Raw genomic sequence first — 19,147 nt, forward strand, 5'->3', positions numbered from 1 at the left:
AGGACTCATACGGTCCTAAATGTTTGGCAGACTTCTTGCCATGAAGGAGACATCGGCTCGCCTACTGCGGTTGCTGTCACTGCTCCAGACGCGTCGAGACTGGTCCGGTGCCGAACTCGCAGACAAACTCGCGATTACCCCGCGCACGGTTCGACGTGACGTGGACCGCCTCCGCGATCTCGGTTACCCCGTCGACGCAACGGTCGGCGTCGGCGGCGGATATCGCCTGGGTGCCGGCGCGGAGATGCCCCCGCTACAGCTCGATGACGAGGAAGTGCTCGCGGTTGCGCTCTCCTTGCAGTCCGGAGTGACCGGCTCCGTGGTCGGCATCGGCGAGGCCTCGATGCGCGCGCTGGCGAAACTGCGTCAGATCATGCCGTCGAGGCTGCGGCACCGTCTGGAGTCACTGTCGATCGACGTCGTGCCGCGCGAACCGGCAGCTAGCGCGGTCGATGCGTCGGTCCTGTCCGCCATCGCGTCCGTGTGCCACAACCACGAACGCTTGAGATTCGACTACAGCACACACGACGGCACGCAGAGCCGGCGCGAAGTGGAACCGTATCGGCTCGTACGGTCGGGTGTTCGGTGGTACCTGGTGGCCTGGGATCTCGCTCGCGAAGACTGGCGGTCATTTCGCGTCGACAGGATGGAACCCAAGATCCCCACCGGTCCGCGGTTCACGCCTCGGGAACTACCTGCGGGCGGTGCAGCCGACTTCGTTTCCCGCGGTGTCGCTCGGGCCTATTCCTCCACGCGCGCAACAGTTCTACTGCACGCGCCCATCGAGCAGGTAGCACCCATGGTCAGCGAACAGTGGGGATCAGTGGAGTCCACCGACGAAGGGCGTTGCGTCATAGTGCTTTCGGGCACTTCCCTACGGTCGATCGCACAGTGGCTCAGGGCTTTCGACGTCGATTTCACCGTTGTGAATCCACCTGAACTCCGCGAAGAATGCCGGACCATCGCGGCGGAAACGGCAATCGCCACCCAGCGGTATCTCGATGCGTGACAGCGCTTTTCACCCAAACGCAACAAGACCCCAACTCCGAAGAGTTGGGGTCTTGTCAGTACGTCATGCGTCGGTTGCCCGACTTACATGGACGTCTTAGACGATGGTAACGCCGGTGGCCTGCGGGCCCTTGTTGCCCTGACCGATCTCGAACGCCACGCGCTGGTTCTCCTCGAGAGTGCGGAAGCCGCCACTCTGGATCTCGGAGTAGTGAACGAAGACGTCAGCACTGCCGTCTTCGGGAGCGATGAAGCCGAACCCCTTCTCGGAGTTGAACCACTTCACGATGCCCTCTGCCATGTAAATCTCCTCTAACACAGTGTCAACAGGCAGTCGCTTCGACCGCCCGGGTCACTTACTACGACCGTTCTGAGACAAATCCGTGGAGGATGTCCAAACGCTCGCAACCTAACCATTTGCGAGCGTGGAAACACAAACACAAACACTTACGACCAACACAAGTAGACCACACATCCGCCGTGTTGTCTTCCCTGAGGCCTTCATCACTGACCAACCCGTTGACAGGCATACCCCCTGGGGGTACCTTCGATGGCAGAGCGATACCTACACCGGGTATCCGTAAAATGAGTTTTCCACAACCGAAGGGATCTGCGATGACCACCGCCGAATACACCGTTTCCGGAATGACCTGCGGACACTGCGTCGGATCCGTCAAGGAAGAGATCGGCAACATCGCGGGCGTAACCGCGGTGGATGTCGAATTGGCGAGCGGACGCGTCGTTGTCACCAGCGATGCTCCCGTCTCCGCAGCCGACGTCGTCGCAGCAGTCGACGAAGCCGGCTACGCAGTCGTACCAAGCTGAGTCAGCCGTGCGCACCTCGACAACACTTGCCACCTACGCCGTAGGGCTGGTCGCCGTCTTCGGCGCCGCCCTCGGTGTGGGGGCCGCAATCGGAAGCCCGATAGACATGTCCACTACCCAGCACAGCACCCACGAATCAACCACCGAATCGATGCCGGGCATGGATTCGGCAACACCCGCAGGGCTCGAAGTCTCTTCCGGCGGATACACACTCACCGAAGTGACCGCACCCGATCGAGCTGGGGAGCCGGGAACCTTGACCTTCCGGATTCTCGACAGCAACAACGAGCCCGTCGTCGATTTCGACCTTCTGCACGAGAAGAAACTCCACCTCATCGTCGTCAGAAACGACACCAGCGAGTTCCGCCACGTGCATCCTTCGCTCGCCGCAGACGGCACCTGGTCGATCGACTGGACCTGGCCTGTCGCCGGTACCTACCGAGTCTTCGCGGACTTCGACCCCACCGACGGCACCCAACTGACACTCGGCCGAAACTTCGACGTGGCAGGCGAATTCGCTCCTGCTCCACTGCCGGCGAAGAGTGCGACCGCAACTGTCGACGGATACACCGTGACTCTCGACGGTGATCTGACCACTGCCGGCGGCCCGATCACGCTGAGCGTTGCTCGCGACGGAGCCCCGGTCACCGATCTCGATCCGTACCTCGGTGCCTACGGTCACCTTGTCGCTCTGCGCACCGGCGACCTCGCCTACCTGCACGTTCACCCCGAGGGTGAACCGGGCGACGGCGTCACTGCTCCCGGTCCGGACATTTCCTTCCATGCACAGGCGCCGAGTGAAGGAACGTATCGCCTCTTCCTCGACTTCCAACACGAAGGAGTGGTTCGCACCGCCGAATTCACGGTTGATGCAGGCACTTCCGCAGCTTCAGTTCCAGACAATCACGAGGGAGGGCACTGATGACGTCACCGACTGCGGTCGACAATGCTGCCAACTCGAGTAGCGTCGAACTCGCGATCACCGGAATGACCTGCGCTTCCTGCGCGTCACGAATCGAGAAGAAGCTCAACAAGATCGACGGCGTCACCGCCACCGTCAACTACGCGACGGAAAAGGCCAAGGTCACTTTCCCAGACGGTGTACCCGTCGAAGATTTGGTCACTGCCGTCGAGAACGCCGGCTACGCTGCCGCGCTCCCCAAGCCGCCGAGCGCGCCCGACACCGTCGACCCGGACGCGGAAACCCCGCAGGATCGCGATCTGCGCGAGCTGCGCACCCGCCTGATCATCTCGACTCTGCTCTCCGTACCGGTCATCGCGATGGCGATGGTTCCTGCGTTGCAGTTCGACAACTGGCAGTGGCTCTCCCTCACGCTGGCCGCGCCGGTCATCGTGTGGGCGGCCCTTCCCTTCCACCGTGCCGCCTGGGTGAACCTGCGTCACGGCGCCGCCACGATGGACACGCTCATCTCCCTGGGCACCATCTCGGCATTCGTCTGGTCGCTCTACGCACTGTTCTTCGGCACCGCGGGCGAAGCGGGGATGAAGCACGCGTTCAGACTGACGGTCGACCGGATGGACGGCAGCGCCAACATCTACCTCGAAGTTGCCGCGGGCGTCATCACGTTCGTACTGGCCGGACGCTACTTCGAGCACAAGTCCAAGCGCACGTCCGGTGCCGCACTACGAGCGCTCATGGAACTCGGTGCGAAAGACGTCGCGGTATTGCGAGACGGCATCGAAGTACGAATCCCCGCCGAAGAACTGGCAGCGGGCGACTCCTTCATCGTTCGGCCCGGCGAGAAGATCGCCACCGACGGCATCATCACCGAGGGCCGCTCAGCCGTCGACATGAGCATGTTGACGGGTGAATCCGTGCCGGAGGAAGTCGGTGTCGGGGACACCGTCGTCGGCGCCACCGTCAACGTCGGTGGAACCTTGACAGTCCAGGCCACCCGAGTCGGGAGCGACACCCAACTCGCCCAGATGGCGGCGCTGGTCGAAGACGCCCAGAACGGCAAGGCCGAAGTTCAGCGCCTCGCCGATCGGATCGCCGGCATCTTCGTTCCGGTCGTCATCGCGATTGCCGTTGCGACACTGGGCTACTGGCTCGGGACCGGCAACCCCATCGAGATGGCGTTCACCGCTGCGGTCGCCGTGCTGATCATCGCGTGCCCCTGTGCTCTCGGATTGGCAACGCCCACAGCCCTGTTGGTGGGCACGGGCCGCGGAGCTCAGATGGGAATCCTGATCAAGGGACCCGAGGTGCTCGAATCGACGCGCGCAGTCGACACCGTCGTGCTCGACAAGACGGGAACCGTCACCACTGGTCAGATGACATTGCTGGACACCGTCGTGGGCGAAGGAACAACCGTCGACGAGGTGCTTCGACTGGCGGGCGCACTGGAACATCGCTCCGAGCACCCCATCGCCGCAGCGATCGCGAAGGGCGCGACCGAAGCCGTGGGCGAATTGCCTCCGGTCGAGGATTTCGTGAACGTCGCCGGACGCGGCGTGCAGGGAATGGTCGACGGTCATGCCGTCGTCGCCGGCCGAGACGCGCTGCTCGCCGACTGGTCGATGCCGTTGCCGGAAAATCTCCGCGAGGCGAAAGCTGAAGCAGAGAAGGCCGGGCGCACCGCAATCGCGGTGGGTTGGGATGGCAAGGCACGCGGCATCCTCGTGATCGCCGACGCGGTCAAGGACACGAGCGCCGAAGCGATCGCGCAGTTGAAGGCACTCGGCCTCGAACCCGTTCTGCTGACCGGTGACAACGCCACCGTCGCCCGCACTGTCGCGGATCAGGTCGGAATCAGCACCGTGTTCGCCGAGGTCATGCCGGCCGACAAGGTCGACGCCGTCAAGAAACTGCAGGCGGAAGGACGCGTCGTGGCCATGGTCGGCGACGGCGTGAACGACGCGGCAGCCCTGGCTCAGGCCGATCTCGGTCTGGCAATGGGCACGGGTACCGACGTTGCAATCGAGGCCAGCGACATCACCCTGGTGCGCGGTGACCTGCGGTCGGCAGCCGATGCAATTCGACTGTCCCGCAAGACGCTCAAGACCATCAAGGGCAACCTGTTCTGGGCATTCGCCTACAACACGGCAGCGATCCCGCTGGCTGCGGCCGGTCTGCTCAACCCGATGCTCGCCGGCGCCGCAATGGCATTCAGCAGTGTGTTCGTGGTGAGCAACAGCCTGAGGTTGCGGCGGTTCAAGTAAGGGGGCAAGCCCCTGTGCGCGGTTAGGGAGTCCCTGCACTCCTTAACCGCGCACGGGGCTATTCGCCTCCAGCCAGCCGAACGAAGGCTGCTGCGTCGAGCATCTCGCCACGCGTCTGTGGCTCGATGCCGGCAGCGAGAAGCCGTCGTTCGGCCTCGGCAGGCGAACCTGCCCAACCACTGAGCGCGGCACGCAAAGTCTTGCGGCGCTGCGCGAATGCGGCGTCGATCGCCGCAAAAACCTGCTTGCGATGCTTCTCGTCCATCGGCCACGGCGGCTCCGCGTACCGATCGATACGAACCAGTCCTGATTCGACCTTCGGCACCGGCCAGAACACGTTGCGTCCGACGGCACCGGCGCGGCGAACCTCGCCGAAGAAGTTGGCCTTGACGCTGGGAACGCCGTAGATCTTGCTTCCCGGATCAGCCGCCAGGCGGTCGGCAACCTCGGCTTGCACCATCACGAGTGCGGTCCGCAGACTCGGAAGCGACGCGAACAGGTGCAGCAGTACCGGCACCGCGACGTTGTACGGAAGGTTCGCGACCAGCGCGGTCGGCTCGCCGGGAATCTGCGAAGGCAACACACGCATTGCGTCGGCTTCGACGACGGTCAGGCGATCGGCCAGTTCCGGCGCTCGCTCGGCCACCGTCTTGGGGAGGCGGGCCGCGAGGTTGGGATCGATCTCGACCGCGATGACCCGATCGACCACGTCCATCAGCGCCATCGTCAGCGAACCGAGACCGGGCCCTACTTCGAGGACGACGTCGTCACGAGTGACGCCTGCGGTGGTGACGATGCGTCGCACGGTATTGGCGTCGTGAACGAAGTTCTGCCCCAACTGTTTCGTGGGTCGGACACCGAATTCCTCGGCAAGAGCGCGCACCTCGACCGGACCGAGCAGGGCTGCCTGCCCGCGCGGAGTAGCGATGGGTTCGTTCGATTGTTCGGCGTCTGACACCAGTAGAACTTATCCCAGTCCGAGGCGACCCGAGCACGACGGCCATGCGCCCCAGCCCTGAGTGCGCTGGGTCTGTGTCGCAATCGCGATCTGCTCTTCACGGGTGGCGAGGTCGGCGCGGGGCGCATATTTCAACCCGCCCTGTCGTTCCCAGGTGTTCTGATCGAACTGCACGCCGCCGTAGAAACCGTTGCCGGTGTTGATTGCCCAGTTACCGGTGGCCTCGCACTGTGCGAGCGCATCCCACGTCGAACCGTTCTCCACGGGCGGCACCTCGGTGCCCGGCTTCGTGCCGACACGCACGACCTTCGGCTGAGCCGGTGTGGTGATCGTCTCCGCCACCTGTGTGCGTCCGGCTTCGACACCGTTGACGAGATTGACGGCGAACGTCACGTCGCGCACGCCGGGAACGCCCGGGTTCTCGACGGTCGTACGGCTCTGGTTCATCGTCGGATCCTCGATGCGCTGATCCGGCGGATCGAGCGGCAAGGTCTCGATCTTGTTCTCGGTGCGGTTACGCGTCACCGTGACCTCGAGGCCCTCGGTCAGCGGAGCATCTGCGGCGGGAACAACCGTGTCCGACTGCTCGAGCGGCGTTCCGTTTGCGGTGAGGAACTCCCCTACCGTCGGAGCCGCGATACGCACGTCTGCTGCCGCGTTTGCGCCGTCGACCAGTTTTGCGACAACCGGTGTCAGCACGTCCAGCGCGGCGCCGTCGAGCGGAAGACGCTGCGAGCGCGACGCCGACACGTGCACATCTGCTGCGACATCCAACTGCTTCAACGCGTCGTCGACGGTCAAAGCGGTGGTCCAGAGCTTCTGAGGCTGACCGTCGACCGTCAGCGTGATCTCTCGCGCGCGACGGAGCACCACGGTGTCGCCGTCGGACAGCGAAGCGTCGGCCGCGGGAGCAACTGCGTCCTTGTCACCGATCGGGTAACCCGCATCCTCGAGAGCGCCGTCGACGTTGGTCGACATGGTGCTCAGGCGAATCTGCTCACCGTCGACGTCGAGGGTGATGGTCTTGTGCCGGACGACAGCGAGAACACCACCCACGAGGACGGTGAGAAGGAGCGCGGCGATCGCCGAGTACAACAACGGCGACCTGGTCGAGTTGATCTTGGCGAACGGTGACATGGGTTCCTGAGTTCTGTGTGGAGTGAGGGCGGGTCAGCGCAGGCCCAATTTGCTGGTGCAGGACGGCCACGCACCCCAGCCCTGACCGGCGCGGACCTTCTCGCCGATCGCGATCTGCTGTTCACGTGATGCGAGGTCGGCGCGAGCCGCGTACTGACCGCCGCCGAATGCCTCCCAGGTGCTCTGGGTGAACTGAAGTCCGCCGTAGAAACCGTTGCCGGTGTTGATGGCCCAGTTTCCGGTCGCTTCGCACTGAGCAATGGAATCCCACGTCGACGCGTTGGACACGGCGGGCGCGGAAGTCTGCTTGGTGCCGACCTTCACTACTGCTGCGACCGGTTCCTTGATCACGGTCGCGGAAAGTTCGGTTCGGCCGGCCTCGACGCCGTTGACGGTCTTGACCTCGACGGTGGCCGTGCGCTCGCCCGCAACACCCGGGTTCTCGACGACGGTCTTGTCCTTCTCGAGCTCGGGATCTTCGACCTTGTTCTCGGGCGGCGCGATCGGCTGCGTCTCGACGCGAGTGTCCGTGCGGTCGCGGGTGACCTGGATGGTCAGGCCGTTGGTGACTGGTGTGTCCGCGGTGGGAACAACCGAGTCGGCCTGCTCGAGCGGCGCATTCTTCGCCGCGAGAAGATCACCGACGGTCACGGCGGCGAGCTTGATCTCCGATGCGGGAGCGCCGCCGTCGCTGACGCTGACGGTCTTCGGGCTGACGACGTCGAGTTCGGTCCGTTCGAGGGGCAGACGATGCGAGCGCGAAGCCGAAACTGCGAAGTCGTCGGAAACATCTACTTGCTTCAATGCCTCGTCGACCGTCAATGCGGTGGTCCAGATGGTGGTCGGCTGACCGTCGACGGTCAGCGCCAACTCACGGGCACGGCGCAGTACGACGGTATCGCCGTCGGACAGGGAGGAATCGGCGCTGGGAGCGAGAGCGTCCTTGGGATCGACCTGGTATCCGGCGTCCTCGAGAGCGGTACCGACGCTGCTCGACATCGTGGACAGCGAGATCATGTCGCCGTCGACATCAAGGGTGATCGTCTTGTGCCGAACTACGGCGAGCGCACCCCCGACGATGAGCGTCAAAAGCAACGCACCCACCACTGAGTAGAGAAGTGGTGACTTCGTGGAGTTGATCTTGGCAAAAGGCGACACAGGAAATCCCAAGGCAGACGACGTTCGATCACAATACGGTAACGACCGAGCGTTGTATCGGCAACCAAATCACAACGAAATGCGACTTTTGTCACGGAACGGCAACGGCGTGTCGTGTGTTCTGCACTTTCCGGCTCCGATACCCGTGTATCGATTCAGCTCTGGGCGCAGTATGTTCTCGTCTGGTTCAAAGCAGTCCGGCGATCCCGGGCGCGACAGAAGAAAGCTGGGCGATAGTGCGAAGAAGATTCGACAGACCACGTAATGCCAGGTGGCCGATCCTGGCCATCCTGCTGGCGCTGATCGCAGCGCTGTTCGCCCCCGGAATCGCGAGCGCGCAACCCGGTCGCACCTACACGATCGCCACCGATCTGACATTCGCCCCGTTCGAATTCGAGAACGAAGACGGCAAACTCGTCGGCATCGACATCGACCTGCTCAATGCGATCGCCGAGGACCAAGGTTTCAAGGTCGACATCAAGCAGCTCGGCTTCGACGCGGCCCTTCAGGCTGTGCAGGCGGGGCAGGCCGACGGTGTCATCGCCGGCATGTCCATCACCGACGCCCGCAAGCAGGTCTTCGACTTCTCCGACCCGTACTTCGAGTCGGGCGTGCAGATGGCCGTCCTCGAGACCGACAACGACGTGAAATCGTACGAAGACCTGAAGGGCAAGCGCGTCGCCGTCAAGAACGGCACCGAGGGCGCCAGCTTCGCCGAGTCCATCAAGGACCAATACGGTTTCACCACTGTCTATTTCGCTGACTCCGCCAGCATGTACGACGAGGTCCGAACCGGGAACTCCGTCGCCGTCTTCGACGACTATCCCGTCCTCGCCTACGGCATCACGCAGGGCAACGGCCTCAAGACCGTCACCGAAAAAGAGGTGGGCGCGAGCTACGGCTTCGCCGTCAACAAGGGCCAGAACGCCGAACTGCTCGAGATGTTCAACGCCGGTCTGCAGAACCTGCGCGACGACGGCCAGTACGACGAAATCGTCTCGACCTATCTCGGTCAGGGAGCATCGACGTCGGACAACTCGATCATCGGCTTGATCAAGAGCACCTACCCCCAACTCCTCAAGGGTCTGTGGCTGACCATCGTCCTCTCGGTCGTCTCGATTGCTATCGCCCTGGTACTCGGCGCGATCTTCGGCCTCTGCCGGGTGTCGACCAACATATTCGTCCGAGGCATAGGAACCGCGTACGTCGACATCTTCCGCGGCACACCACTGTTGGTGCAGGCGTTCTTCATCTACTTCGGCATCCCTGCCGCCCTGCATTTCCAGATGTCCGCCTTCACGGCAGGCATCATCACGCTCTCGCTCAACGCCGGTGCGTACATGGCTGAAATCGTCCGCGGCGGCATCCTGTCCGTCGACAAGGGACAGATGGAAGCGTCACGAAGCCTGGGTATCAACTACATGAAGTCGATGCGAAAAGTCATCATGCCGCAGGCAATTCGCACGATGATCCCGTCGTACATCAACCAGTTCGTCATCACCCTCAAGGACACGTCGATCCTGTCGGTCATCGGACTTGCCGAGCTCACTCAGACGGGGCGCATCATCATCGCGCGCAACTTCCAGTCGTTCAACATGTGGCTGATCATCGGCGTCATGTACTTCATCATCATCATGGCGCTCACCAAGCTGTCGAACCGCCTCGAGAAGAGGATCAACAAGTGACCGAAACAGCCGTCAACATGGGCAAGCCCGATACCGAGGTCAAAATATCGGTCCAGGGACTGAAGAAGTCGTTCGGCGACAACGAGGTTCTCAAAGGCCTCGACGTCGACATCAAGAGCGGTGAAGTGGTCTGCGTCATCGGACCTTCCGGTTCGGGCAAGTCCACCTTCCTGCGCTGCCTCAACCGCCTCGAAGACATCACCGCAGGTTCCGTGCGCGTCGACCAGTTCGACCTCACGAACAAGGACGTCGACATCGACAAGGTGCGCCAGCACATCGGGATGGTGTTCCAGCACTTCAACCTGTTCCCACACATGAGCGTCGTCGAAAACGTGATGCTCGCCCCGGTGCAGACCGGGCGATCGTCCAAGGAACAGGCTCGCGAGATCGCCGTCAAACTGCTCGGCCAGGTCGGCCTCGCAGAGAAGGCAGATGCCAAGCCCGCCAGCCTGTCCGGTGGGCAGAAGCAACGTGTCGCCATCGCACGCGCGTTGGCGATGAGCCCCGACATCATGCTGTTCGACGAGGCCACCAGCGCCCTCGACCCCGAAATGGTGGGCGAGGTTCTGCAGGTTCTTCGCGACCTCGCCAAGCAGGGCATGACCATGGTCGTCGTAACCCACGAGATGGGCTTCGCCCGTGAGGTTTCCGACCGGGTCATCTTCATGGCCGACGGGTACATCGTCGAAGAAGGCAAGCCGGAGAACTTGTTCGGCAACCCCCAGCAGCAGCGGACCCAGGACTTCCTGGCGAAGGTTCTCTAGGGGGCAAGCCCCCTGTGCGCCTTTTTGGTAGTGCGGACTACCGGAAAGGCGCACGGGTGGTGGCCAATTCGACGACAACGGCCGTCTCCATCCAGCCACGCTGACCGGCAACCAGAGACGACATGCCGCGAAATTGTCGTGGGACCTTCTCGACTCGAACATAGTCGGTGCTGCCAGGCACCAACACCCAGTGCCTGGGTTCTTGTTCGACAAATTCGCCGCGCTCGAGTCGGATCGCGAGAACGATCCCGGCTGTAGGTTCCACGTCGTCGGGATAGATTCCTCCATGGACCGTCCCGTCGAACCACGGCGACTCAGGTATCGGGTGCAAAGCCCACGAAGATTTTTCGCCGACCACCGGCAACGGTGCACAGCACTCGAATTCCCACGTTTCGATGCGGACTGTGACCACGTTGTAGTCATTCATCTGAAATACCCCGCGCAGTAGACGGACCGGGACACGACGGTCCCAGGCGCGGAGTTACCTGTCAGACCACCATAGCGTCAGAGTTTGTAGACGCGCTCCGCTGTCGCCGTGGACGCTGCCGCGAGAGCTTGCGGATCCTCACCGCGGATGTCTGCGAGCGCACGCACTGTGTAGGGCAGGCAGTACGACTCGTTGGGCGCCCCGCGGAACGGGTGCGGCGTCAGGAACGGCGCATCCGTTTCGACGATCAGCTGATCCGACGGCACCAGCAGCGCAGCCTCACGCAGTGCTTTCGCGTTCTTGAAGCTGACGGTTCCCGAAAAGCTCAGCACGTACCCGGCGTCGATGCACTCCCGCGCCATCTCCGAATCCGAGGAAAAACAGTGGAACACCACCGTCTCCGGTGCACCTTCCTCGTTCAGCACCCGCAGCAAATCCTGGTCGGCTTCGCGGTTGTGGATCATCAACGTCTTGCCCAGACGCTTCGCCAAGTCGATGTGCCACCGGAAACCGTCGACTTGCTCCTCGATGGTGGCGCACCCCTCGAGCTTGCCGGGCCAATAGAGATCGAGCCCGGTCTCCCCCACGGCAACGACTCGTGGATCGGACGCCAAACGCTCGATCTCGGCTCGGGTGCCGGCATCAAGAACGTTTGCCCTGGTCGGATGGATTGCGACGGCTGCGTAGACCCTCGAATCCCAATGAGCCGCGTCGACGGCAAATCGCGCGGCGTCGAGGTCGTCGGCCACCGTGACGACTCGCCCGACGCCGACGGCCTCGGCTCGATCGACTATCTCGGCCACGGTTGCAGCGTCATGCGCACCACACGCGTCAAGGTGTGTATGGGCGTCGATCAGAGGCGACAAGGGCTCAGGGGCATCGGGGGCGGGACGGTCTTTGCTCACGCCCGATAGAGTAAGCGCACCATGACTGTGCCTGCCTCACCCTCCCAGACCCCGCGCCCGGACTCCGCCGCCTCGGAAGGCGCGGAACGACCGCCGTTCTACATCACGACAGCGATCGCGTATCCCAACGGCGCTCCGCACATCGGCCACGCGTACGAGTACATCTCCTCGGACGCGCTCGCCCGCTTCAAGCGGTTGGACGGACATGAAGTGTTCTTCATGACCGGCACCGACGAGCACGGTCTGAAGATGCAGCAGACAGCGATCAAAGAGGGCATCGACGTCCGCGAACTCGCGGCTCGGAACTCCGACGTGTTCCAGAACCTCGACAAGGTCCTGAACATCTCGTACGACCGGTTCATCCGCACCACCGACGCAGATCATCAGGTCGCCAGCAAGGCGATCTGGGAGAAGATGGCCGCATCGGGCGACATCTACCTCGACACGTACTCGGGGTGGTACTCGGTTCGTGACGAGGCCTTCTACACCGAAGCCGAGACCACGCTTCTCGAGGACGGCACCCGTCAGTCCACCGAGACCGGTACGCCGGTGGAGTGGACCGAGGAGTCCAACTACACGTTCCGGCTCTCGGCGTACGAGGACCGTTTGCTCGCTTTGTACGAAGAGCATCCCGAGTTCATCGCCCCCACGACTCGCCGCAACGAGATCGTCAGCTTCGTCAAGGGCGGCCTCAAGGACCTGTCGATCTCGCGCACCACGTTCGACTGGGGCGTCGAGGTTCCCGGCGACCCCGACCACGTCATGTACGTCTGGGTCGACGCCCTCACCAATTACCTGACCGGCGTGGGCTATCCGAACGTCGACTCGGAGGAGTTCAAGAAGTTCTGGCCCGCGAGCCTGCACATCATCGGCAAGGACATCACACGGTTCCACACCGTGTACTGGCCGGCGTTCCTCATGTCGGCCGGCATCGAACTGCCGGAGCGAGTCTTCGTACACGGGTTCTTGTACAACAAGGGCGAGAAGATGTCGAAGTCGGTCGGCAACGTGGTCGATCCGATCGCGATGGTCGATCAGTACGGCCTCGACGCGGTCCGCTTCTTCCTGCTCCGCGAGATCTCGTACGGCCAGGACGGCAGCTACAGCCACGAAGCAATCGTGACTCGCATGAACGCCGACCTGTCCAACGAACTGGGCAACCTCGCGCAGCGTTCACTGACGATGGTCGCGAAGAACTGCGACGCCCAGGTCCCCACCCCCGGTGAGTTCACCGAAGACGACCTGGCGATGCTGGCGTCGGCGGATGCCTTGCTTGCCAAGTGCCGCAGCGAGTTCGACGTGCAAGCACTGCATCTCGCGTTGGAGGCCATCTGGGGCGTCCTCGGAGAGACCAACCGGTACTTCTCCAAGCAGGAACCGTGGGTTCTGCGCAAGACCGATCCGGCACGGATGGCAACGGTCCTCTACGTGACGATCGAAGTTGTCCGTATCGTCGGCCTTCTCGTTCAGCCCGTCATGCCCGACGCGGCGTCACGCATCCTCGATCTGCTTGGTCAGAGCGAAGAGAACCGTCAGTTCACCGACATCGCGGTTCGCATCGACGCGAACCGGAAACTGCCTGCTCCGGCACCGGTCTTCCCCCGCTTCGTCGAGGAATGACCTAGGCACGAGTGCCGCACGTGGGGTCCGAAATATCCGTCTATCGGCGGATGTGTCGGACCCCACGTGCACACTCCAGCCATGACTACGAATAGAACATACATTCGAACCAGCGCTTCGGCGCAGACACTGCCTTGGAACGGAGCACGGGTGTCCACTCAGGAGGTCAGCCCTCAATCCGTCTCTGCGGCGCAGGGTCTCGTCAGCGAACTGACGGCCGCCTACGAACGCGGATGGCAACCGGCAGATCTGATCCATCTGGCTCGCCGAAGCAAAGACGCGTCCGACGCCGATCTCGCTGCCACCACCATCCTGTTCGACGCGAACGCCTCCCGCGCGTCGGATCGCGCACCACTCGAGTGGGTGGGGCAGTTGCAGACGATCGGCGAGCAGTACCCGAAGTCTCGGCGCGTCGCCTCTCGAATCACCGTGGACGACGACGCTTTCCGCTCCCTCGCGGCCGGCCTACTGTTCCAGGACCCTTACTTCCTTGTTTCGCAGATCGTCGATGTCACACGATCGTGGATGCGCCTACCTCAGTGGACGGTATTGCTCGCGCCACCATCCACCTGGCCGTCGCAACGCACCGACACCAGCTATGCCGGCGTCGGTAACACCGAGGTCGACGCCAAGGTACTCAAGCGAATTCGTGGGCTACTCGCCAAAGCCGAAGCCACCAACTTCGCGGAAGAAGCCGAGATCTTCACCGCGAAGGCCCAGGAGTTGATGACGCGATACGCGATCGATTCCGCACTGCTCCACAGTCGCGCCGGGGTCACCGACACGTCCGTGAATGCACGACGCATTCACATCGAGAACCCGTACGTGAAAGAAAAAGTTCACCTCTTGACCGAGATCGGCGAATCGAATCGTGTCAGGACGGTGTGGTTCAGCGATATCGCGCTCGCGACCGTCGTCGGCACTCCGGTCGACCTTCAGCAAGTCGACATGCTGTTCACCTCACTGCTTGTGCAGGCAACCCGTGCAATGCAATTCGCCGATTCGAGCAATCGCGGCGGCTCCCGCACCACATCGTTCCGCAAGGGGTTCCTGGCCGGTTTTGCCAGCCGAATCGGACACCGCTTACGCGACGCAGGCACCAAAGCCACAGCCGAAGCGGCCGACGCAGCATCGATGGACGTCGCGGATCTTCTACCGATCCTCGCCACCACGTCCGAGGCTGTCGACGCCGAATTCGATCGACTGTTCCCGACAACCCGCAAGACTCGCGGACGCTCCGTCGACGCCGAAGGCTGGCACGCCGGCCAGGCCGCAGCCGACGACGCCAACCTGCGTCCCGGTGCGCCAGCAGTGCACCGCTCCCGCTAGTCCTTGCGAGCGGCCAGAACCGTCTCGTACAACTCACGCTTGGATACTCCGGCCGTCGCGACCAGAGCGCAGGCGTCCTTCAAGCGGGTTCCCCCCTCGACCAGCCTTTCCACCTCGTCGACAAGATCGGCAGGATCGGATGCCACCAGCACGGCGCCTTCGAGCACCACCGTGATCTCGCCCCGAACACCCTCGGCCGCCCAGGCAGCTAACTCCCCGAGAGTGCCGCGCTTGACCTCCTCGTAAGTCTTGGTCAATTCCCGGCACACGGCCGCGCGCCGATTCGGCCCGAGAACTTCCACCGCATCTGCGAGGCAGTCGGCAAGGCGATGGGGTGCTTCGAAAAACACACACGCTCGCTGCTCGGTTGCCAAGGCCGAGAGCCACGTCTTGCGCTGCCCCTGCTTACGCGGTGGGAATCCGTCGAAGCAGAACCGCTCCACGGGCAATCCGGAGAGTGCCAGCGCCGTCGTCACCGCCGACGGGCCGGGAAGGCACGTGACGGCGAGGTTCTCGGCCACGCAGGCGGCAACGAGGCGATATCCAGGATCGCTGACAGACGGCATGCCTGCGTCTGTGACCAGAAGGACGGTCTTGCCTTCGGCGACGTCGGCGACCAGCGCAGGCAGCCGCGAAATCTCGACCTGATCGTAGAAACTGACGATCTTCCCGGTGATGGTGACCTCGAGCGCGGACGCCAGAGACTTGGTGCGTCGTGTGTCCTCCGCAGCGACGACGTCGGCGGTTGCGAGAGCAGACCGAAGACGCGGAGACGCGTCACCGACATCTCCCATGGGTGTTGCGGCGAGTACCAAACGACCAGTCATACCTGACAGCCTACGATTGCCAGGTGACTGTGCAGACGGACGAGCGGCCAACGCCCGCCACGAGCGATCGGGTAGTGCGTAGTCCCGGGCCGCTGGTACCGGATCCTGATTTCGGCCCGACCGACAGATTGCGCGGCTGGATCGTCACCGCTTTCATCACCGCCATCGCGGCAATCACACGCTTCACGATGCTCGCCTATCCGACCGACGCCGGCACTCCGGTCTTCGACGAGAAGCACTACGTTCCGCAGGGTTGGCAGGTTCTCACCGGCGGCGGCATCGAAGACAACCCCGGCTACGGATTGGTGGTTCACCCGCCGATCGGCAAGCAGATGATCGCGATCGGAGAAGCACTCTTCGGTTACAACGGTTGGGGGTGGCGATTCTCGTCGGCCCTGGTCGGGACACTGATGGTTTTGCTCATCATCCGCATCGTGCGCCGCATGACGCGCTCCACGCTGATCGGCGCGATTGCCGGAATCCTGCTCATCGTGGACGGCGTCACCTTCGTCTCCTCACGCCTGGGGATGCTCGACATCTTCCTGGCGTTCTTCGTCCTCGCCGCTCTCGGATGCCTGGTGGTTGATCGCGACCAAGTCCTCGAACGGATGGCGAAGGTATACGAGGAAGGCCGAATCGATGATTCGGCCTGGGGTCCGCGGCTGGGTTTCCGGTGGTGGAGGTTCGGCGCCGGCATCCTGCTCGGTCTGGCCTGCGGAACCAAGTGGTCCGGCATGTACTTCATTCTGTTCTTCGGATTGCTCAGTGTTGCCTTCGACCTGTCAGCGCGCCGCGCATACCGCGTGCAGCGCCCCTGGGTCGGCACCGCCGTTCGCGACATCGGACCCGCTCTGTATGCGCTGGTGATCATTCCGCTCGGTGTGTACCTCGCGAGCTACTGGGCTTGGTTCACCAGCGAGACCGGCGTCGACCGTCACGCCGTCGGTAACGAGATCGGTGAGGGCGGCACGTGGAGCTTCATCCCCTCCGCGCTGCGCTCACTCTGGTACTACAGCGGAAATGTTCTCCAATTCCACGCCGGTCTGACGAACTCCGCCGGAAACCACCACCCGTGGGAGTCGAAACCGTGGACGTGGCCGATGGGGCTGCGACCGATGCTCTACTACTACGCCGACGGTGAGCAGGTCACCGGTTGCGGGGCCGCCAGCTGCGTCAAGGCCGTGATGCTGATCGGCACACCGGCGATGTGGTGGCTGGCCCTGCCGATGCTGGCGTGGGCGATCTGGCAGACGTTCGTGCGCAGGGATTGGCGATACGCCGTGGTCCTGACGGGTTACGGTGCCGCCTACCTTCCGTGGTTCGCGACGCTGGACCGCCAGATGTACTACTTCTACGCCGTTGCACTCGCCCCGTTCATGGTCATGGGATTTGCGCTCGTCCTCGGTGACGTTCTAGGCAAGGCGAGCGCGTCCGTCGAGCGTCGTACCACCGGACTTCTTGCAGTCAGCCTGTACATCGGTCTGGTCGTGGCCAACTTCGTCTACCTCTGGCCGATACTCACCGCCATGCCGATCACGCCGGAATCTTGGCAGAACCACCTCTGGTTGCCGAGCTGGAAGTAACAGGACAAGGAAGGAGGCACCGAACCCAGTTCGGTGCCTCCTTCTTTTCACGCTTACTCCGCCGATTTACCGACGCGACGCCCCCGCCGCGGGCGCAGGAGCGCACGTTTCTGCTCCTTCGCCGCAACGATGATCGGGTCGTGCGAAAGATCCTTGTACAGCGAGAAGCACAGTCCGATCATGACAAGCACGAACGGCGCCGCAGCGATGATCGTCATCGTCTGCAAGCCGTCGAGCGCTTCGGAACCACCGGTCCACAGCAGAAGCGCCGCGACGCCACCGGTCAACATGCCCCAGAAGACCACGACCCAGCGACTCGGTTCGAGCGTTCCGCGCTGCGAGAGCGTGCCCATCACCATCGACGCGGCGTCCGCGCCGGAGACGAAGAACACTGCGACGAGCAGCATGACCAGGACAGTCGTCACTCCGGCCAACGGCAGATTGTCGAGCATGCCGAAGAGTTGAGCCTCTTCCGAGCCGCGGCTGGACAGGCCGATTCCATCGCGTTCCTCCCCGATGCCGGCGCCGCCGAAGATCGCGAACCAGAGCAAGCTGACAGTCGTGGGAACGGCGATGACGCCGACGATGAACTGACGGATCGTACGACCACGGCTGATGCGCGCCAGGAACATGCCGACAAACGGCGTCCAGGACACCCACCATGCCCAGTAGAAGATCGTCCAGGACGAAAGCCACGCGCCCGTTTCCGGATTCGACGACGCACCCGTGCGGGCGGACATCTGGGCAAGGTCGGAAACGTATGCACCGATGGTCGTCGGGAGCAGATTGAGAATCAGTACGGTGGGCCCGAGAACGAACACGAACAGGGCCAAGACCAGCGCGAGCACCATGTTGATGTTGGAGAGCCACTGAATTCCCTTGGCCACACCGGAAACCGCGGAAGCGACGAACGCCAGGGTTAGCACCGCGACGATGGCAACGAGCAGGAATACGCCGGCTTCTTCCATCCAGCCGACTACCTCGAAACCGGAGCCGATCTGCAGTGCGCCGAGCCCCAAGGATGCTGCGGTTCCGAAAAGTGTCGCAAAGATTGCCAGGATGTCGATGACCTTGCCGATCGGCCCTTCAGCCTTGCGACCGAGCAACGGGATGAAGGCCGAACTGAACAGTTGCTTGCGTCCGCGGCGATACGACCCGTACGCAATGGCAAGGCCCACAACGGCATACATCGCCCAAGGGTGAAGTCCCCAGTGAAACATGGTGGTAGCCATGGCAGTTCCGACGCCGCCGTCGGTGCCGGGAGGCGGAGTCACGTAGTGCGCAAGCGGTTCCGCGACACCGAAGAACATCAGGCCGATCCCCATACCGGCGCTGAACATCATGGCGATCCAGCTGACGGTGCGGAACTCGGGCTTCTCCCCGTCTTTACCCAGCGGAATGTCGCCGAATCGGCTCACTGCGAGGTAGATGGAAAACAGCACGAAAGCCGAAGCCGCGAGTACGAAGAGCCAGCCGATGTTGGTCACCAACCAGCCGAGAACACTTCCGGTTACCGAGTCGAGGTTGTCGGGAGCTACCAGGCCCCACACGACAATGGCCGACACCGCTGCGGCCGCCACGGAAAACACCACGTAGTCGGTCCGAACGCCTACCCGAGTAAAGCCCGTCTCCGGACGCTCTTCGTTGGCCCCGGAATCTTGTTCGGTTCGATCAGATTTCGTCACCATAGATGACTACGTTCGTCACTTTGTGGTCCAAAAGCAAGCCAGAAGGCGGG

General features: G+C 62.9%; 17 protein-coding genes. 9 read left to right on the plus strand and 8 right to left on the minus strand.

The genetic code is table 11. The features are described from left to right. Nucleotides 1-40: 40 nt before the first annotated feature. On the plus strand, nt 41-1,009 hold the full coding sequence (locus tag ACWF6P_RS23410; RefSeq protein WP_452622698.1) for a helix-turn-helix transcriptional regulator: 969 nt from the start codon (nt 41-43) through the stop codon (nt 1,007-1,009). Nucleotides 1,010-1,105: 96 nt separating this feature from the next. Here the strand turns inward: ACWF6P_RS23410 and ACWF6P_RS23415 are convergent, their stop codons facing one another. Beyond that, the gene (locus ACWF6P_RS23415; RefSeq protein WP_003946232.1) at nt 1,106-1,309 is read right to left on the minus strand and encodes a cold-shock protein; all 204 of its coding nucleotides are present in this window, start codon (nt 1,307-1,309) and stop codon (nt 1,106-1,108) included. Between the two features lie 314 nt (nt 1,310-1,623). Here ACWF6P_RS23415 and ACWF6P_RS23420 point away from each other — a divergent pair, with 314 nt between their 5' ends. The 3 genes from ACWF6P_RS23420 to ACWF6P_RS23430 are packed head-to-tail and all read left to right on the plus strand — an operon-like array spanning nt 1,624 to nt 5,016. After that, the gene (locus tag ACWF6P_RS23420; protein ID WP_003946267.1) at nt 1,624-1,833 is read left to right on the plus strand and encodes a heavy-metal-associated domain-containing protein; all 210 of its coding nucleotides are present in this window, start codon (nt 1,624-1,626) and stop codon (nt 1,831-1,833) included. Nucleotides 1,834-1,840: 7 nt separating this feature from the next. After that, entirely contained in the window at nt 1,841-2,755 is a 915-nt protein-coding gene (locus tag ACWF6P_RS23425) for a hypothetical protein (RefSeq protein WP_452622699.1), read from the plus strand. Then, the gene (locus tag ACWF6P_RS23430) at nt 2,755-5,016 is read left to right on the plus strand and encodes a heavy metal translocating P-type ATPase (protein WP_452622700.1); all 2,262 of its coding nucleotides are present in this window, start codon (nt 2,755-2,757) and stop codon (nt 5,014-5,016) included. Before ACWF6P_RS23425 ends, ACWF6P_RS23430 begins: the two co-directional genes overlap by 1 nt. A gap of 58 nt (nt 5,017-5,074) precedes the next feature. Here the strand turns inward: ACWF6P_RS23430 and rsmA are convergent, their stop codons facing one another. The 3 genes from rsmA to ACWF6P_RS23445 are packed head-to-tail and all read right to left on the minus strand — an operon-like array spanning nt 5,075 to nt 8,269. Beyond that, nucleotides 5,075-5,974, minus strand: coding sequence for a 16S rRNA (adenine(1518)-N(6)/adenine(1519)-N(6))-dimethyltransferase RsmA (gene rsmA / locus ACWF6P_RS23435; RefSeq protein WP_003946263.1), 900 nt, complete (start codon nt 5,972-5,974; stop codon nt 5,075-5,077). A gap of 9 nt (nt 5,975-5,983) precedes the next feature. Then, entirely contained in the window at nt 5,984-7,111 is a 1,128-nt protein-coding gene (locus tag ACWF6P_RS23440; protein WP_378446449.1) for a transglycosylase family protein, read from the minus strand. 33 nt (nt 7,112-7,144) lie between these two features. After that, nucleotides 7,145-8,269: a transglycosylase family protein gene (locus tag ACWF6P_RS23445; RefSeq protein ID WP_452622701.1), complete on the minus strand. Its 1,125-nt coding sequence runs from the start codon at nt 8,267-8,269 to the stop codon at nt 7,145-7,147. A gap of 236 nt (nt 8,270-8,505) precedes the next feature. On the opposite strand from ACWF6P_RS23445, the gene ACWF6P_RS23450 reads away from it, so the two are divergent. Both ACWF6P_RS23450 and ACWF6P_RS23455 read left to right on the plus strand, forming a co-directional pair. After that, nucleotides 8,506-9,954 carry an amino acid ABC transporter substrate-binding protein/permease gene (locus tag ACWF6P_RS23450; protein WP_378446447.1) on the plus strand — a complete coding sequence of 483 codons (1,449 nt, stop codon included), beginning with the start codon at nt 8,506-8,508 and terminating at the stop codon, nt 9,952-9,954. After that, nucleotides 9,951-10,718 (plus strand): amino acid ABC transporter ATP-binding protein, encoded by a 768-nt coding sequence (locus tag ACWF6P_RS23455; RefSeq protein ID WP_378446446.1) that lies wholly within the window; start codon nt 9,951-9,953, stop codon nt 10,716-10,718. Before ACWF6P_RS23450 ends, ACWF6P_RS23455 begins: the two co-directional genes overlap by 4 nt. A 37-nt stretch (nt 10,719-10,755) precedes the next feature. Here ACWF6P_RS23455 and ACWF6P_RS23460 read toward each other — a convergent pair whose 3' ends face one another. Then, on the minus strand, nt 10,756-11,145 hold the full coding sequence (locus ACWF6P_RS23460) for a DUF6578 domain-containing protein (RefSeq protein ID WP_378632165.1): 390 nt from the start codon (nt 11,143-11,145) through the stop codon (nt 10,756-10,758). A gap of 77 nt (nt 11,146-11,222) precedes the next feature. After that, a complete protein-coding gene (locus tag ACWF6P_RS23465) occupies nt 11,223-12,050 on the minus strand; it encodes a TatD family hydrolase (RefSeq protein ID WP_347874363.1) in 828 nt (275 codons plus the stop codon). 21 nt (nt 12,051-12,071) lie between these two features. Here ACWF6P_RS23465 and metG point away from each other — a divergent pair, with 21 nt between their 5' ends. Both metG and ACWF6P_RS23475 read left to right on the plus strand, forming a co-directional pair. Continuing rightward, nucleotides 12,072-13,670 (plus strand): methionine--tRNA ligase, encoded by a 1,599-nt coding sequence (metG, locus tag ACWF6P_RS23470; RefSeq protein WP_378446444.1) that lies wholly within the window; start codon nt 12,072-12,074, stop codon nt 13,668-13,670. Nucleotides 13,671-13,820: 150 nt separating this feature from the next. Then, a complete protein-coding gene (locus tag ACWF6P_RS23475; RefSeq protein ID WP_452622702.1) occupies nt 13,821-14,999 on the plus strand; it encodes a DUF2786 domain-containing protein in 1,179 nt (392 codons plus the stop codon). Here the strand turns inward: ACWF6P_RS23475 and rsmI are convergent. Then, nucleotides 14,996-15,826: a 16S rRNA (cytidine(1402)-2'-O)-methyltransferase gene (gene rsmI / locus ACWF6P_RS23480; protein ID WP_378632150.1), complete on the minus strand. Its 831-nt coding sequence runs from the start codon at nt 15,824-15,826 to the stop codon at nt 14,996-14,998. The two genes, ACWF6P_RS23475 and rsmI, sit on opposite strands and share 4 nt — an antisense overlap. A 23-nt stretch (nt 15,827-15,849) precedes the next feature. Between rsmI and ACWF6P_RS23485 the strand changes: the two genes are divergently transcribed. Then, nucleotides 15,850-17,409, plus strand: a complete 1,560-nt coding sequence (locus ACWF6P_RS23485) for a dolichyl-phosphate-mannose--protein mannosyltransferase (RefSeq protein WP_452622703.1) — start codon at nt 15,850-15,852, stop codon at nt 17,407-17,409. A 53-nt stretch (nt 17,410-17,462) separates the two neighbouring features. On the opposite strand, the gene ACWF6P_RS23490 is transcribed toward ACWF6P_RS23485, so the two are convergent. Further along, nucleotides 17,463-19,097: a BCCT family transporter gene (locus ACWF6P_RS23490; RefSeq protein WP_452622704.1), complete on the minus strand. Its 1,635-nt coding sequence runs from the start codon at nt 19,095-19,097 to the stop codon at nt 17,463-17,465. Between the last annotated feature and the right edge of the window lie 50 nt (nt 19,098-19,147).

The sequence above is a fragment of the Rhodococcus sp. NPDC055024 genome (assembly GCF_053608585.1).

Excerpts from the sequence above, each read along its gene's own strand:
- ACWF6P_RS23420 (WP_003946267.1), top strand. The coding sequence starts at position 1,624 with ATGACCACCGCCGAATACACCGTTTCCGGAATGACCTGCGGACACTGC.
- ACWF6P_RS23490 (WP_452622704.1), bottom strand. The coding sequence starts at position 19,097 with ATGGTGACGAAATCTGATCGAACCGAACAAGATTCCGGGGCCAACGAA.
- metG (WP_378446444.1), top strand. The coding sequence starts at position 12,072 with ATGACTGTGCCTGCCTCACCCTCCCAGACCCCGCGCCCGGACTCCGCC.
- rsmI (WP_378632150.1), bottom strand. The coding sequence starts at position 15,826 with ATGACTGGTCGTTTGGTACTCGCCGCAACACCCATGGGAGATGTCGGT.
- ACWF6P_RS23415 (WP_003946232.1), bottom strand. The coding sequence starts at position 1,309 with ATGGCAGAGGGCATCGTGAAGTGGTTCAACTCCGAGAAGGGGTTCGGC.
- ACWF6P_RS23460 (WP_378632165.1), bottom strand. The coding sequence starts at position 11,145 with ATGAATGACTACAACGTGGTCACAGTCCGCATCGAAACGTGGGAATTC.
- ACWF6P_RS23430 (WP_452622700.1), top strand. The coding sequence starts at position 2,755 with ATGACGTCACCGACTGCGGTCGACAATGCTGCCAACTCGAGTAGCGTC.
- ACWF6P_RS23410 (WP_452622698.1), top strand. The coding sequence starts at position 41 with ATGAAGGAGACATCGGCTCGCCTACTGCGGTTGCTGTCACTGCTCCAG.
- ACWF6P_RS23440 (WP_378446449.1), bottom strand. The coding sequence starts at position 7,111 with ATGTCACCGTTCGCCAAGATCAACTCGACCAGGTCGCCGTTGTTGTAC.